Raw genomic sequence first — 14536 nt, 5'->3', positions numbered from 1 at the left:
AAGATCCTGTACCTTACATGGATATATTTTTCGCAGCGTCATTTAGAGTTTTAGTTAATGTCACAAGTTCGCATCAAATTTATTGCTTCCGATATGGATGGCACTTTGCTTGACCAATACGGTCGTTTGGATCCAGAGTTTTTCGACCTGTTTTTGCAACTGGAAGAGCAAGGTATTTTGTTCTCCGCTGCGTCTGGTCGTCAGTATTACAGTCTGCGAGACACGTTCGCGCCAATCAAAGATAGAGTGTTGTATGTGGCCGAAAATGGCACCTTGGTGATGTACCAAGACAAAGAGCTCTACAGTTGCACCATTCCTAAAGCGGAAGTGGCGGAGATTGTGAAAGTGGCTCGTGAAATTGACGGAGCGAACATCGTATTGTGTGGCAAGCGCTCTGCGTACATCGAAACGCATGATCAGCAATCACTGGAAGAGTTTCAAAAGTACTACCACCGCTGTGAAACGGTGGCGGATTTGCTTGAGGTCGAAGACGAGTTCATCAAGGTAGCGATTTGTCACTTTGACGGTTCGGAAGAGCTCCTGTTCCCGACCATGAACACGAAGTTTGGCGCAACGCATAAAGTTGTAGTGAGCGCAAAAATTTGGCTGGATGTGATGAATGCCGAGGCGTCTAAAGGCGCGGCCATTAAGCATCTTCAAGAGACGATGAATTTTACTCCGGCAGAAACCATGACGTTTGGTGATTACCTCAACGACCTCGAAATGCTGCAAGTCAGTGAGCATTCGTACGCGGTTGCCAATGCGCATGAAGAGATTAAGAAAATCGCTCGTTATTCTGCGCCAAGCAACCAAGAGGCTGGGGTACTCAAAGTGATTAAAGAGAAAGTGTTAGCGAAGTAACGCCCTCCTTTCGATGTTACTTTCTTCTTAACGTAAAAAGCCCCACAGTACATGCGGGGCTTTGCTTTTTTTTGTGTGTGATGGGAGGGGATAGTAATGTTCCCGTTTTTTAGCGCACGTAGTTGGCAGTTGCGCTGACTAAAAAGTGCTGCAACTTTCCATCCGATTTTGGTACCCACAAGTCGTTGTGGTATTGGTAGATACGGCCATTGACGGTCACAGACAAGGCGTTATCACCCGTTTGTTCCATGCGAATAAACTGATCCGAAGTGACCAAAAACGGCTCTTGTTCTTCAATGCTCTGACCCGTTGCCAATACGAAGTAGCCGAATCGGTTACCAGCATCCGGATCGGTTGAGTAGATTCGATGCCCAACGAGGCTGTAGTCGTCGCTGAGTGCCTGCTCAAGCGTTTTTTGCCCGATGGTTTCGTGCGATGGGATAAATACCCAAGCCAACACACCTGCCGCAATGACTGCCAGTAGAAGCAGTACTTGCATGAACTTTCTCATCATAAATACCGTTTAACGTTGAAATTTCATTTTGTACATGCGCTTATCCGCTATGCTGATAAGAAAGTCAACATTATCGCTGTCACTTGGGTAGTGCGCGACGCCAATACTGGTCGACAGTGACGATACGTTGTTCGCGTTTAGAACCGGAGTATCAAACACGGAATGGATGTGTTTTTTCGCCTCCTCTGCATCGACGTCTGAGGACTCAATCACGACAGCAAACTCGTCTCCACCCATCCGATAGGTACTGAAGCTATCAATATTCATGTCTTTCAATCGCTTGGCAATTTCGCACAACACCGTATCACCAGCTTGGTGGCCATATGTGTCATTCACGTTTTTGAACCCGTTTAGGTCCAACAAGCACAAAGAAAAAGCCGTTCGGTTGCGGGTGTTATTTCTCAACGTGACAAACAGAGCATTACGGTTGCCAAGGCCAGTAAGGGGGTCACTCAACGCCAGCTTACGATGGAAGTGCGATTCTCTGTAGAAGAAGTAAGTCAGCGACAAAATCGACAAGACGAAAGTGGCAAACAGCATGTATTGCGCTTTCATCAATCGTTGGCTTTCATCTTTTTGTGTCTCGTACACTTGGCTGGTTAAGCGAAAGTTCTGGTTCACAAACTCCACCAAGTTTAAATACAGCGTTTGAGTGGCGCGATAAAACTGAGCTGCCGCTTGGCTGTCGCCGGTTTTGGCTTCCACCAACAGAGGTTCTAACTCCTTAAACTCATTAAACAGTTGCAAAAAATATTGCTGAATGTGATTGCGAGAAAAAAAGGTGTAGACGTCTTTACTATTTATTAATAAATCAAAACGGCTCCAAGCAAGCTCATACTGAAGTTCTGCACCTTCTATTTTTAAAACATTTTCGTCCAGTCGACGTGCTTCACTGACGAGCTCAGAAAGTTCTTTCGATAACTGGAATAAAAACCATGTCGCTTGTTTTTGCTCATCAGTAAAACTTTGCGCTAAGACCCGAGTTTGTTGGAGCAATATGACATTTGCGAGCAATAAAGAAGTGGCAAAAACCAAAAGGAGCATTTTGCTGGTCGTCGAATAATTTTTTTGTTTAATTGGGTAAGCTTCTGATAACTTCATTATTTTTGTTTTATTTTCATCTCATTAACTTGCCACACCATTTGGGCATGATATTCATTGTGATCCAATTCAGGATATTGACTGAGAGGGTATATCACCCAGTAAGGGCCTTTATTTCTCACTTTGATGTAATGATGATCTTGCTGGTACGCCAAAATTGGCTGATAACGAACAATATCTTTGCGAGATAAGGTGGAGTGATAGTTGTTTAAACTGCCGATATCGACTTGCTCTGGGATGCTTCCATAAACATGAGTCAGCAGCGTGCTGAGCTTTACACCAAGAAACTCTGAAGATTGTTGAATCCAAGGTAAATCAGTGGTGTAGCTGGTGGTTGGGAGAGATTGAAGCTCTTCCAGTTTAAGTGTGACGCTAGGTTGCTGAGGACTACTAAAAGTAATGGAATTGGCAGAAAGGAATGGTGCGAACAGCAGCAAACTGAGTGATACAATTTTTTTCATCATACGCCCTTTTGTTTTTTATTCTTTTTACCGAGCTAGAACAAAAAGTTGCTAGCGGTAAATTATTTATGATTTTAATGACAAAGCCAACCGTATGAGATTTTATAATATGTTATGTTTGAAAAGTAACTGTAGGTTTACTTCACGTCAAGGTTCTTTAGTGACTTCTTAATTAAAAGATCATTAAAAAGAAATTATTATCGAGTTATATGACGATTTAACGTCATTTAGCCGAATTTCAATGAAAATCCATACCATTCTCACTTAATGAACTCTCGCTCAGAACTAAGATTGAATTTAAGATTTAAATAATGAGCTCAACATGTTTGGTGTGCGTTGAATTTTATTGGAATAATTGCACTTATTTATTAAATACGTCATACAATAAAGCCACCTAATTTGGTGGCTTTATTTTTATATATCATCAAGTTATTTTTATTGTTATTTACGCAAATAAATATTTTGCGTGAAAGTTTAAATGATTGTCTATAAAGCTCGATATAAAGTAATAACTGTGGTCGTAGCCAGATTGCATTCTCAGATTCAATTCTGAACCGTGTTGTTTTGCTGCGGCTAATAAGACTTCCGTTTTGAGTTGCTCACTCAAGAAACCGTCCGCATCGCCTTGATCAACCAAAATTGGTAAGGGTGATTTTTCTTTCTTCAAAAGCTCACTTGCATCGTATTGCTTCCAACTTTCGATATCAGTGCCCAAGTATGCGGTGAATGCTTTTTGTCCCCACGGACACTGCATTGGGTTGCTGATTGGGCTAAATGCTGAAATCGAGCGGTATAGTGTCGGATTCTTAAGGCCAATGGTGAGCGCACCGTGTCCGCCCATGCTGTGACCAGAGATTGATTTCACATCCGATACTGGGAAGTTGGCTTCGATGATGGCTGGCAGCTCTTGCGTGACGTAGTCGTACATATGGTAATGCAGTGACCACGGTGCTTGAGTGGCGTTGAGATAAAAGCCTGCGCCTTGGCCTAAGTCGTAACTTGCATCATCGGCAACGCCTTCACCACGCGGGCTGGTGTCCGGAGCAATGATGGCAATCCCAAGTTCTGCCGCCATACGAAATGCGCCGGCTTTCTGCATAAAGTTTTCATCGGTGCAGGTTAAGCCCGACAACCAGTATAAAGCGGGTACTGGGTTGGATTTTGTTGCATTAGGCGGCAAGAAAATCGCAAAACGCATGGTGCAGTTCAACGCTTTAGAATCGTGCGTATATTGTTTGTGCCAACCGCCAAACACTTTGGTTTGGCTTACATTTTCAATGGTCATGGATAAACTCTCTAACAACAGAATGAATTCAGGCTCCCCTTACGGAGAGCCTGAGTCAGCATTACTTATCCATATGGATAACGGTACGGATGCTCTTACCTTCGTGCATCAGATCAAATGCTTTGTTTACGTCTTCCAAGCCCATCGTGTGAGTAATGAACTCTTGTAAGCCAAACTCACCCGCCATGTAGCGGTTTACGATTTCTGGAAGCTCAGAGCGACCTTTCACGCCACCGAACGCACTGCCGCGCCATACACGACCCGTAACCAGCTGGAATGGACGAGTTGAGATCTCTTGACCCGCACCCGCAACACCGATGATCACCGACTCACCCCAACCTTTGTGACAGCACTCAAGCGCTTGACGCATTACGTTGACGTTACCGATACATTCGAATGAGTAGTCCACACCGCCATCCGTCATTTCAACAATCACTTCTTGAATTGGCTTGTCGAATTTTTGTGGGTTGATGACGTCTGTAGCACCAAGTTGTTTCGCTAGGTCGAATTTGCTTTCGTTGATGTCGATACCGATGATGCGGCTTGCTCCTGCCATGCGCGCACCGATGATCGCTGAAAGACCGATGCCGCCCAGACCAAAGATCGCAACCGTGTCGCCTTTTTCAACTTTTGCAGTGTTCAGAACCGCGCCCATACCAGTCGTTACGCCACAACCTAGTAGACACACTTCTTCAAGAGGCGCTTGCTTGTTCACTTTGGCTAATGAAATTTCAGGCAGCACTGTGTACTCAGAGAAAGTAGAACAACCCATGTAGTGGAAGATGGTTTCACCGTTGATAGAAAAACGGCTTGTACCATCTGGCATCAGACCTTTACCTTGTGTTTCACGAACGGCCTGACAAAGGTTGGTTTTGCCCGATTTACAGAACTTACACTCGCCACATTCTGCGGTGTAAAGAGGAATCACGTGGTCGCCAACCTCAACGCTGGTAACACCTTCGCCAACCATTTCAACAATACCGCCGCCTTCGTGACCAAGAATTGAAGGGAAGATGCCTTCTGGATCGTCGCCTGACAGAGTGAACGCATCAGTATGACAAACACCTGTCGCGACGATGCGCACTAGCACTTCACCCGCTTTAGGAAGCTGTACATCCACTTCTTCCATTTTCAGTGGCTCGCCAGCCGCCCACGCAACCATTGCCTTGGATTTGATGTGAGTTTGACCAGGTTTGATTTCAAGAGTCATTGGATTTTCCTTTATATTCTCAGTATATGGAGTGACGTAATAAGCGTAGTTAAGGTTTGCTTCCTGCGCTGCGTCGTTTTGTTGGTGTCCATTCTAGGTGTTTCAATAAAAATGATAATCCGTCCATTTTGAAAATGATTTTTACATATACGTAATAATGTTAAAGTGAGTGGACAACAAGAGTGTGATGCCTCCTCAAAACAGAAGGGAAAACGGAAAAGGCGATTGACCTGAGGCTGGGTAGAGGGACTAGAGTAGAAAACAATCAACCCATCAGATAAGTAAGAGTGATTATGAATAAGACGGATCTGAACGCCTATTTAACCAAGCTCGGTTTGCCGAGTGAGTTACCCGCCGATTTGGAGTCATTGCACAAGATTCACGTAGCGCAGCACCGTTGCCTGCCGTTTGAGAACTTTGATATTTCGTTGCAGCGTGGCATCTCTGTTGAGATTGAAGACATCATTCAAAAAACCGTGTATCACTCCCGTGGTGGCTACTGCTTTGAACTGAATGGCTTAATGCTCGATGTGCTCAAGACCCTCGGGTTTGAAGCGCGCAGCTTACTTGGGCGTGTTCACGTGATGGGGACGCCGACAGGTCGCAGCCATCAAATCACGTTGGTGATGCTGGATGAACAAGCATGGATTGTCGATGTAGGCTTTGGCTCCAATACGCCGCGCGCGCCATTGCCGTTTATCCTCAACCAAGTGATTCAGACGGATTTACAAACCTTCCGCTTTGTTGAAGATGCCCAGTTTGGTTACTTCCTTCAAGTGTTGTCAACGGACGGAATGGACACATGGAACAACCTTTATAGCTTCGATTTAGAGTTTGTGTTTGCGGGTGATATCGCGTGTGGCAACTTTTTTACCTCCACTTCTCCTCATTCGCGTTTTACCAGCGCAAGAGTCGCGGCGAAAGCAACAGAAAGTGGGTTGGTGACATTGCTTAACTACACACTGAAATACACCAGCCAAGGTGAGCAGACAGAATTGGAGTTAGAGCCAGGCCAAGCCTATCTGGATGCATTGAAAGAATACTTCGGCATTGAACTTGATGCGCAGTACGGCGATCTTCGTCCGTTGCCTGACGCCTAAAATTCTCACGTTTTCAAAGCGTAGCACGACGAGAACATTTTCATCACTATTTGTCTAAAAGAGGTCGACAGGAATACAGCATGGCGAATTGGGAAGGGGTAAGCGAATTTGTTGCTGTGGCGGAAACCAACAGTTTTACCGGAGCAGCAGCTAAGCTGAAAACATCGGTGGCACAAATCAGTCGTCGGGTATCAGCTCTTGAAGAACGACTTGCGGTGAAATTGCTGCATCGCACGACGCGAAAAGTCTCCCTGTCTGAAGCCGGACAACTCTATTACCAGCAGTGTAAACATTTGGTGGAAGGGTTAGAACTGGCCGAGCTTGCCGTAACGCAAATGCAGACCGAACCGCGCGGTTTGCTGCGCGTGACGGCTCCTGTGACGTATGGGGAAATGAACCTCGCGCCGCTTTTGCATCAGTTTTTGGAAAAGTACCCGCGTGTGGATCTTGATTTAGTGCTGACCAACCAAAAGCTGGATTTGATTGAGCAAGGTGTGGACGTAGCGATTCGTCTTGGCCGCTTGCAAGATTCCAGCATGATCGCCAAGCGTCTTTCCTCACGTCAAACCTACGTGTGTGCCAGTCCGATGTACTTGGAGCGTTTTGGTGAGCCACATACGTTGTCGGAATTGGGACGGCATCAGTGCTTGGTTGGCTCGGTCGACTATTGGCACTTTAAGGAAAATAAACGCGATAAATCTTTACGCGTGTCGGGACGGATTAAATGCAACAGCGGTTTTGCTTTGGTGGACGCAGCGAAACGCGGGCTTGGTTTAGTGCAGCTGCCGGATTACTACGTTCAAGAAGCGTTAGACAGTGGTGAGTTAGTCGAAGTACTGACCGATTACCGCGACGATCGCGAAGGCATTTGGGCGCTGTATCCGCAAAGTCGCAATTTGTCGCCAAAAGTTCGGTTATTGATCGACTTTTTGGCGCAAGAGTTGGCGTGATCAGCGCATCAACTGACGCAACGTGACATCCGGAAGCGCGGTCAGTTTTTTACTTTGCACCAAGAACAACTCCGCGCACGCCAAGGCATCACTGGCGGCTGAGTGCGATAAGTACCCCGGCAGGTGATAATAGCGGCGCAAATCGTCCAACTGATAACTGCTGTGCGCGCCGCTTTTCCCTGCATAGCTAAACTGCTTTTCGATTTGCAGAGTGTCGATAAAATACGCGGGGAAATCCTCTACTTGGTAGCGAGAGGAAAAATAAGCGTGAATGAAGGCTTTTTCAATGCAGCATCCGTGGGCGAGCACCACTTTTCCTGTGATGCGTTCCAACAACCGGTTCATACCTTCATCCAATGGCAGTCCTTTGGCGAGATCTTGCGGAGTTAAGCCATTAATTTTCGCTGTTTCTGGTTTGATGAATTGTCCATGACAAATGTACCACTCTTTGGAGCTGGCGATATCAATGCCGTCCAGCGTTAGGTCAACTACGCCAATCGATAAGATTTTATCGCCTTGCGCGTCCACGCCTGTGGTTTCAAAGTCCAACGCAACAAAACTCAAATCCCTCAAGGTCGTTGAGTCATCCACCAAAGGCCGTTGAAGATAGTCTTTCAGCACCATTGGCCAATCGTCGATAACGTGAATGGCTTGGCGTTTTTGCTCAGGAGAGAGCGGCGTTTCCCACCGCTTAAACCAACGTTTAATCATGGTTACGCCCCTTTCACAAACTTCAGTTTCGCGACATCTTGCAGCTCACTGATGATCTTAAATGCATCTTTTAAGTGCTTGCGCTCAAAGCTACTGAAATCATCGGGTGCGATGTGGTTGTCAGGTGTGGTGCCTGCCAGAATCGCATTGAGTTGATGACGGAAACGTACCTGAGTAATAAAGCGATACGCGCCAATGATGTTTTCAACACTGTCTTTCGACAATGTGCCGTGCTGGGCTGCGTAGCGAAAACGCTCTTCTGTGCCAGTTAACGAGCCGCCAGCGGCAAGACTGAAAATACGCGCCAGATCGATGATCAGATTCAAGGCGTACTTTTTGATGTTTAACGTGTTGCTGTTTTCCCCACCTTTTTCCAACACCAAATTGTTGAAAATGCCAAGTGGCGGCTGAGTGTCAATCGCATCGCGCACCAAAGCCGGAATAAAGCTCGGGCTCTTTTGAATGCAATCATGCAAGTGTTGTTGGATATGGTCGACAAACTCGCGGTTGCCGTGAATGGCACGTACTTCAAGGAATACGCTAATGCTCAATAGTTTGTTGTATTCTGGGCTGGCCACCCATTTCTGATAGTACTCTTTCCAACGACGAATTGGCTGACACCACTTTGGTGACGCCGCCATGTACTTGCCGTCACAAAGCGGATAGCCGCACGCCGCTAAACCATTACACACCCGCATAGCAAGGTGAGTGAAGTACAGTTTATGTTCTTCGGTGGCGTCATCGGAAAGCACAATCGCACTGTCTTGGTCTGACAGCATGTGCACTTCGTTACGGGCGTGAGAGCCTGCAACCAACCACGCGTAATCACACGGCGGTGGGCCCAACAGCTCTTCATTGAGCTGGATGATGCGGCGCGTGAAAGCGTCCATGATCATTGACATCACTCGACCCTGAATTTCCGCACTCACACCGCTTTCCACCAACGCTTGGAAAATGGTTTGACGTTCTTCTTTCAACGCCGCCAGCGCGTTGAGTGAACTCGCGTATTTGATTTTCTCAATTAAGAACAAAGACTGCGTGCGGTGGTTATGCACTAAATGTGTTGTCGTTAGAAGTCCTTTCACTTGCTTGCCATGTACCACGGGCAAACAGCGAATGTTGTATTGCAGCATCAAGGAAATGGCTTGAATCACTTTAGCATCGTCTTCGATCAACACGGGGTTTGGTGTCATCACATCGGCAATGGGTTGATTGGTATCCATGTCTTGTGCGACGACCGATTTCGTCATATCTCGGTCGGTGACTAAGCCAATAATCTCGCCTTCTTTCATCACAACGGCACAGGAGCTGCGTTGTTTGCCGCACATGGTTTGCGCCACACTGCGGATAGAGTCGTTCACATCGACAATCGCAATGTTTTCGCTGGCGATCTCGCCAACGGTACGAAAGAACAGCCCTTTTTCTTCTTTTCGACAAACGTACTTCACCGCAGAACTCAAGCGCACATTGGCTTGGGCGGCAAAATAGTCGGCAAATTCTGGGTGTTCTTCGCTGACCAGTTTTAGCTCAGAATGGGGGATCAAATAGAGCAATGAATCTTCAATCGCTTCCGCTTGGTAACCATCTTCGGCATTTTCGAGTGGGTCGAGGAAAGTAAAACCAAATTGGTCATCTTGCCCAAGGCGCGCACGTAGTTCGCCATTAGGCGTGCGCTGTTCAATGGCGCCGGTTCGGATGATGTAGAGGTAACGTTGATCGCACAAGGCGCTAAAACCGATGGTTTCACCCCTCACGAGGTACTTGACCTTGACGGAGTTCGCGATGCTTTCAACCACAGGTTCTGGCAGTTTATCAAAGGGGTCAATTTTGATTAAAAAGTCGAAGATGTTTGGAGTGACGGATGTGCCCATGGCTTACCTCTAAAATGAACCGGTGTTTCAACATTGTTCTAAGTGGCAAAAAAAGCAGCCTCGCGGCTGCCTCTTGTTTCTGATTATGCCGGGTAATCGTGGTAACCCAATTGCTCAGAAATGTTTTTACCTGCTTGATGCAGTAAGCCGACGTAATATTCCATTCTCTCTTCATCGAAACGGATGGTTGGGAATGAGATAGACAAGCCAGCAATGATTTGACCAAAGCGGTCATAAATCGGCGCAGCGATACAACGAAGACCTGGTTCTTGCTCTTCGTTATCTTCTGCATAGTGGAAATCGCGCACTTTCGCCAATTCTTCTAGCACTTGATCAGTATTTTCCAATGTTTTTTCTGTGTGCTTAATGAACTCGACATCGCTCAATACGTCACGAACGAAGCTTTCATCGCGCTCAGAAAGCAGCACTTTACCAATCGCAGTACTGTAGAGCGGATTGCGACGACCGATGCGCGATTGCATGCGTAGGTTGTAGCCAGAGTCGATTTTGTGGATGTAAATGATGGCATTTTCATCCAGCGCACCAAGGTGCAAGGCTTCGTTGGTTTGTTCTGAAATGTGGCGCATTTCTTTGTCGGCCAGTTCGATCAGATCGACGTACTCAAGCGATTTTGCGCCCAACTCGAACAGCTTAAGTGTTAGAGAGTACTTATCCGCTTCGCCTTCTTGAGACACGTAACCGAGCGATTTCATGGTTTGCAGAAAACGGTAAGTAGTCGCTTTCGACATCATTAGACGTTGTGAAAGCTCTGAAACGCCGATGGCTTTCTGTTCACCAAGTGCTTGAAGAATATGAAAAACCTTAAGTACTGACGAAACCGCTTCAGGCTGAGTCGACTTTTCCATTGTTGCCCCTTTCATTCTTAGTTTTCTGCATTATATCGCTGAAAAATTTAAGAACCAGTATTTTTAAAATGCCTTTTCAAAAATTTGAAACCGCGCAATTAAAGAATCCAGAAAAACAAGATCGCAATCAATATTTTTAAAACGGCTTTTCAAAAAAAATTGCAAACAGTTTCTTTTTGGGTCAGGATGAATGCATACAAAGTGACATGGCCAAGACGCCAAATCACGACATTACCTACTATTGAGGAAAACGACATGATTCTTGATTCATTTAACCTTGAGGGAAAAGTGGCCATTGTTACTGGTTGTGACACTGGTCTTGGTCAAGGTATGGCGCTTGGTCTAGCAAAAGCGGGCTGTGACATTGTTGGCGTAAACATCAGCGAACCAACAGAAACGATTGAGAAAGTAGAGGCTGAAGGCCGTAAGTTCGTCGATATCCGCGCTAACTTAATGAAACTAGACGACATCCCAACTATCGTTGACCGCGCAGTAACCGAACTTGGTCGCATTGATATCCTAGTGAACAACGCGGGCATCATTCGTCGTAACGATGCCATCGAGTTTTCTGAGCAAGATTGGGATGACGTAATGAACATCAACGTGAAGTCTGTATTCTTTATGTCTCAAGCGGTTGCAAAACAGTTCATCGCGCAAGGTGAAGGCGGCAAGATCATTAACATCGCATCAATGCTTTCTTTCCAAGGTGGTATTCGCGTGCCTTCTTACACTGCGTCTAAGAGTGGCGTAATGGGTGTGACTCGCCTAATGGCGAACGAATGGGCAAGCCACGGCATCAACGTAAACGCGATTGCTCCGGGTTACATGGCAACCAACAACACCGCGGCATTGCGTGCCGATGAACAGCGCAACAAAGAAATCGTAGACCGTATTCCTGCTGCTCGCTGGGGTACGCCAGAAGATCTAGCTGGCCCTTGTGTATTCCTAGCGTCTAAAGCTGCGGATTACATCAACGGTTACACCATCGCAGTAGATGGTGGTTGGCTAGCGCGCTAATCGAGTTGCGAGAAGGTGATGGTGGATACCACGATATTAGCGCAAGCTTTAGGGTTTATTAGTTTTGGTTTGGGATTCTCCGTCTTCTACCAGAAGAATGACAGGCACCTAAAAATCTTGATGCTGATTTTTAACCTCAATCATCTTCTCCACTTTTTATTGCTGGGCTCGATGGTCTCTGCGCTGAGCGCATTGCTGTCGGCGCTCAGAACGACCACGGCGATTTTTGTCTCGTCGAAACGAGTCGCTGCTGTCTTTATTGTGATCAGTTTAGTCAGTGGCTTTTGGGTAGCAGAGCAATGGCGTGATTTATGGCCGATTATCGGGACGGTGATTGGTACATACTCGGTGTTCTGCTTGTCAGGGATCAGGATGCGCATTGGCTTTTTGCTCGGCGCGTCTTGCTGGCTAACCAATAATATTCTGGTGGGTTCCATTGGTGGAACGTTGTTAGAAATGACCGTGATCGTGATGAATTTATTGACGATTTATCGCTTACATCGTCAGCAATCAGAATCCATGATTAATCAATCAAGTTATTAGGTGAACCATGTTCGTATTTAACCAAGACATTCCGATGGAAGATCTCGGCGAAGGGATTTCACGCAAAGTACTGGCACACAGCGACAACATGATGTCGGTAGAAGTGCACTTTGAAGAAGGTGCAATTGGTGCGATGCACTCACACCCGCACGAGCAGCTGACTTACGTGCTTTCTGGTGAGTTTGAATTCACCATCGGTGATGAGAAAAAAATCGTCAAAACGGGCGATACTATGTACAAAGAACCAAACATTGAGCATGGCTGCGTTTGTCTGAAAGCGGGTGTACTTATCGATACTTTCACCCCAATGCGCAAAGATTTTGTTTAAGAATTGAAATTTGAATGCGGAGTTTCCGCAGGAGTAACACATGAAAATTGCACTAATGATGGAAAACAGCCAAGCAGCGAAAAACGCAATGGTGGCTGGCGAGCTTAACTCTGTAGCAGGTGGCCTTGGTCACGATGTTTTCAATGTTGGTATGACGGATGAAAACGACCATCACCTAACTTACATTCACCTAGGTATCATGGCGAGCATTCTGCTGAACTCAAAAGCTGTGGACTTCGTGGTAACTGGTTGTGGTACTGGCCAAGGTGCATTGATGTCTTGCAACCTACACCCTGGCGTTGTTTGTGGTTACTGCCTAGAGCCATCAGACGCGTTCCTGTTCAATCAAATCAATAACGGCAACGCGATTTCTCTAGCATTTGCTAAAGGTTTTGGTTGGGCGGGTGAATTGAACGTTCGTTACATCTTCGAAAAAGCGTTCACAGGCAAACGCGGCGAAGGTTACCCAATTGAGCGTGCAGCACCTCAGCAAGCGAACGCGGCTATCCTAAACAACGTGAAATCAGCGGTAGCAAAAGACGTGGTTGAAGGTCTACGTGCTATCGACCAAGAGCTAGTGAAAACTGCAGTAGGCAGCACGCAATTCCAAGAGTGTTTCTTTGCGCACTGCCAAGTACCTGAAATTGCAGAATATGTGAAGTCGCTACTAGACTAAGCACTCATTTTATCGGGAAATAGGTTAAGGCCAGCCATTGTGCTGGCTTTTTTTGTTTTTAAGCCGGAGAGAATGCCATGCACGTTGCGCCGATTACTTCACTACAGACTTGGTTTCCTGAGCATCTCGTTTTGCCTTTGTGGTCTGAGCCTCAAATCCCCTCCCATCTGGTGCAAAGTTATCAAGAAAGAAATCCGAACGAGTTGTTACCAGATCGCGCTGTGTTTGAGATCACGCATCCAGAAATTGTCGTGTTTGAACCAGAGCAATCCAACGGGATGGGTATTTTATTGATGCCCGGTGGCGGTTATCAGCGAGTCTCGGTGGATAAAGAAGGGGCGGACAGCGCACGCGTGTTGAACCAAGCAGGTTTTACCGTGTTTGTGATGACCTATCGCATGCCAAACGAAGGGCATGAATTTGGATCTTGGACGCCACTGGCGGACGCGCAGCGAGCAATGCGTTTGGTGCGTCAGTTGCCTTTGGCGTCTCATTTATCATCTATTGGTGTGTTAGGTTTCTCGGCTGGCGGACACGTTGCAGCGAGCTTAGCGACGAGTCACGCATTGGATATTTATCCTCTTCAAGATGAGGCGGACCGTGTATCTGCCAAGCCCGATTTTTGCGCTTTGATGTACCCGGTGATCAGTATGAACACCGACATCGCGCACATGGGCTCGCGTGCCGAGTTACTGGCTAATTTGGAACGTGAATCTGACCTTCTCCGATTCTCGCTAGAAAAACAGGTGACGTCAGACATGCCGCCTTGTTTTCTTTTACATGCCAGTGACGACACCGCCGTGAGTGTGGAAAACAGCCTCGTGTTTTGGCAAGCACTTCGCCAGCACGAAATCGCGACCGAAATGCACTTGTTTGAGCAAGGTAAACACGGTTTTGGTATTCGCGATGCGCAAGGTTTGCCTGTTGCGGCGTGGCCGCAATTGCTCTCTGCATGGCTACAAAATCTGACCGAGAAAGCACGCAGATAGATCAAGCTCACGAAATAAATGAACCGTTGTTTTATTTTTATTGTTAACTGGTT

Annotated in this window: 16 protein-coding genes; 8 read left to right on the top strand and 8 right to left on the bottom strand. The window is 46.5% G+C overall.

Features of this window, described 5'->3' with window-relative positions:
* Window positions 1-57: 57 nt before the first annotated feature.
* A complete protein-coding gene (locus NL646_RS09330) occupies window positions 58-861 on the top strand; it encodes an HAD family hydrolase (RefSeq protein ID WP_253664128.1) in 804 nt (267 codons plus the stop codon).
* Between the two features lie 109 nt (window positions 862-970).
* Here the strand turns inward: NL646_RS09330 and NL646_RS09325 are convergent, their stop codons facing one another.
* From NL646_RS09325 to NL646_RS09305, 5 genes are all read right to left on the bottom strand, one after another.
* Window positions 971-1360 carry a hypothetical protein gene (locus tag NL646_RS09325; protein WP_240495054.1) on the bottom strand — a complete coding sequence of 130 codons (390 nt, stop codon included), beginning with the start codon at window positions 1358-1360 and terminating at the stop codon, window positions 971-973.
* A 24-nt stretch (window positions 1361-1384) separates the two neighbouring features.
* On the bottom strand, window positions 1385-2476 hold the full coding sequence (locus NL646_RS09320) for a diguanylate cyclase (protein ID WP_005464959.1): 1092 nt from the start codon (window positions 2474-2476) through the stop codon (window positions 1385-1387).
* Complete coding sequence (locus NL646_RS09315; RefSeq protein WP_005482833.1) at window positions 2476-2937, bottom strand: oxidoreductase; 462 nt, start codon at window positions 2935-2937, stop codon at window positions 2476-2478. Before NL646_RS09315 ends, NL646_RS09320 begins: the two co-directional genes overlap by 1 nt.
* Window positions 2938-3382: 445 nt before the next feature.
* Complete coding sequence (gene fghA / locus NL646_RS09310; RefSeq protein WP_025626235.1) at window positions 3383-4222, bottom strand: S-formylglutathione hydrolase; 840 nt, start codon at window positions 4220-4222, stop codon at window positions 3383-3385.
* A gap of 61 nt (window positions 4223-4283) precedes the next feature.
* A complete protein-coding gene (locus NL646_RS09305) occupies window positions 4284-5432 on the bottom strand; it encodes an S-(hydroxymethyl)glutathione dehydrogenase/class III alcohol dehydrogenase (RefSeq protein WP_005464962.1) in 1149 nt (382 codons plus the stop codon).
* A gap of 293 nt (window positions 5433-5725) precedes the next feature.
* On the opposite strand from NL646_RS09305, the gene NL646_RS09300 reads away from it, so the two are divergent.
* Both NL646_RS09300 and NL646_RS09295 read left to right on the top strand, forming a co-directional pair.
* Window positions 5726-6532, top strand: a complete 807-nt coding sequence (locus NL646_RS09300; protein WP_203503710.1) for an arylamine N-acetyltransferase — start codon at window positions 5726-5728, stop codon at window positions 6530-6532.
* Window positions 6533-6612: 80 nt separating this feature from the next.
* Complete coding sequence (locus NL646_RS09295) at window positions 6613-7482, top strand: LysR family transcriptional regulator (RefSeq protein WP_005464972.1); 870 nt, start codon at window positions 6613-6615, stop codon at window positions 7480-7482.
* Here NL646_RS09295 and NL646_RS09290 read toward each other — a convergent pair whose 3' ends face one another.
* From NL646_RS09290 to kdgR, 3 genes are all read right to left on the bottom strand, one after another.
* Entirely contained in the window at window positions 7483-8193 is a 711-nt protein-coding gene (locus tag NL646_RS09290; protein ID WP_025521120.1) for an exonuclease domain-containing protein, read from the bottom strand. It lies immediately after the preceding gene.
* A 2-nt stretch (window positions 8194-8195) separates the two neighbouring features.
* Complete coding sequence (locus tag NL646_RS09285) at window positions 8196-10064, bottom strand: DUF294 nucleotidyltransferase-like domain-containing protein (RefSeq protein ID WP_253664127.1); 1869 nt, start codon at window positions 10062-10064, stop codon at window positions 8196-8198.
* An 83-nt stretch (window positions 10065-10147) separates the two neighbouring features.
* Window positions 10148-10930: a DNA-binding transcriptional regulator KdgR gene (gene kdgR / locus NL646_RS09280; RefSeq protein WP_005460804.1), complete on the bottom strand. Its 783-nt coding sequence runs from the start codon at window positions 10928-10930 to the stop codon at window positions 10148-10150.
* Window positions 10931-11185: 255 nt separating this feature from the next.
* On the opposite strand from kdgR, the gene kduD reads away from it, so the two are divergent.
* From kduD to NL646_RS09255, 5 genes are all read left to right on the top strand, one after another.
* A complete protein-coding gene (gene kduD / locus NL646_RS09275; protein WP_005482916.1) occupies window positions 11186-11947 on the top strand; it encodes a 2-dehydro-3-deoxy-D-gluconate 5-dehydrogenase KduD in 762 nt (253 codons plus the stop codon).
* Window positions 11948-11965: 18 nt separating this feature from the next.
* Complete coding sequence (locus tag NL646_RS09270; RefSeq protein WP_005497706.1) at window positions 11966-12490, top strand: YgjV family protein; 525 nt, start codon at window positions 11966-11968, stop codon at window positions 12488-12490.
* A gap of 7 nt (window positions 12491-12497) precedes the next feature.
* Complete coding sequence (locus tag NL646_RS09265) at window positions 12498-12818, top strand: cupin domain-containing protein (protein WP_005467181.1); 321 nt, start codon at window positions 12498-12500, stop codon at window positions 12816-12818.
* 40 nt (window positions 12819-12858) lie between these two features.
* Window positions 12859-13494: an RpiB/LacA/LacB family sugar-phosphate isomerase gene (locus tag NL646_RS09260; protein ID WP_005460779.1), complete on the top strand. Its 636-nt coding sequence runs from the start codon at window positions 12859-12861 to the stop codon at window positions 13492-13494.
* A 77-nt stretch (window positions 13495-13571) separates the two neighbouring features.
* Window positions 13572-14483 (top strand): alpha/beta hydrolase, encoded by a 912-nt coding sequence (locus NL646_RS09255; RefSeq protein WP_253664126.1) that lies wholly within the window; start codon window positions 13572-13574, stop codon window positions 14481-14483.
* Window positions 14484-14536 lie beyond the last annotated feature (53 nt).

The sequence above is a fragment of the Vibrio sp. Y20_XG_PY13 genome (assembly GCF_024181925.1).
GTDB classification, from domain to species: domain Bacteria; phylum Pseudomonadota; class Gammaproteobacteria; order Enterobacterales; family Vibrionaceae; genus Vibrio; species Vibrio parahaemolyticus.
This window is presented reverse-complemented; position numbering and strand designations above follow the sequence as displayed.

Excerpts from the sequence above, each read along its gene's own strand:
- NL646_RS09285 (WP_253664127.1), bottom strand. The coding sequence starts at position 10,064 with ATGGGCACATCCGTCACTCCAAACATCTTCGACTTTTTAATCAAAATT.
- kdgR (WP_005460804.1), bottom strand. The coding sequence starts at position 10,930 with ATGGAAAAGTCGACTCAGCCTGAAGCGGTTTCGTCAGTACTTAAGGTT.
- NL646_RS09320 (WP_005464959.1), bottom strand. The coding sequence starts at position 2,476 with ATGAAGTTATCAGAAGCTTACCCAATTAAACAAAAAAATTATTCGACG.
- kduD (WP_005482916.1), top strand. The coding sequence starts at position 11,186 with ATGATTCTTGATTCATTTAACCTTGAGGGAAAAGTGGCCATTGTTACT.
- NL646_RS09305 (WP_005464962.1), bottom strand. The coding sequence starts at position 5,432 with ATGACTCTTGAAATCAAACCTGGTCAAACTCACATCAAATCCAAGGCA.
- NL646_RS09255 (WP_253664126.1), top strand. The coding sequence starts at position 13,572 with ATGCACGTTGCGCCGATTACTTCACTACAGACTTGGTTTCCTGAGCAT.
- NL646_RS09270 (WP_005497706.1), top strand. The coding sequence starts at position 11,966 with ATGGTGGATACCACGATATTAGCGCAAGCTTTAGGGTTTATTAGTTTT.
- NL646_RS09330 (WP_253664128.1), top strand. The coding sequence starts at position 58 with ATGTCACAAGTTCGCATCAAATTTATTGCTTCCGATATGGATGGCACT.
- NL646_RS09315 (WP_005482833.1), bottom strand. The coding sequence starts at position 2,937 with ATGAAAAAAATTGTATCACTCAGTTTGCTGCTGTTCGCACCATTCCTT.
- NL646_RS09265 (WP_005467181.1), top strand. The coding sequence starts at position 12,498 with ATGTTCGTATTTAACCAAGACATTCCGATGGAAGATCTCGGCGAAGGG.
- NL646_RS09300 (WP_203503710.1), top strand. The coding sequence starts at position 5,726 with ATGAATAAGACGGATCTGAACGCCTATTTAACCAAGCTCGGTTTGCCG.
- fghA (WP_025626235.1), bottom strand. The coding sequence starts at position 4,222 with ATGACCATTGAAAATGTAAGCCAAACCAAAGTGTTTGGCGGTTGGCAC.
- NL646_RS09290 (WP_025521120.1), bottom strand. The coding sequence starts at position 8,193 with ATGATTAAACGTTGGTTTAAGCGGTGGGAAACGCCGCTCTCTCCTGAG.
- NL646_RS09295 (WP_005464972.1), top strand. The coding sequence starts at position 6,613 with ATGGCGAATTGGGAAGGGGTAAGCGAATTTGTTGCTGTGGCGGAAACC.
- NL646_RS09260 (WP_005460779.1), top strand. The coding sequence starts at position 12,859 with ATGAAAATTGCACTAATGATGGAAAACAGCCAAGCAGCGAAAAACGCA.
- NL646_RS09325 (WP_240495054.1), bottom strand. The coding sequence starts at position 1,360 with ATGCAAGTACTGCTTCTACTGGCAGTCATTGCGGCAGGTGTGTTGGCT.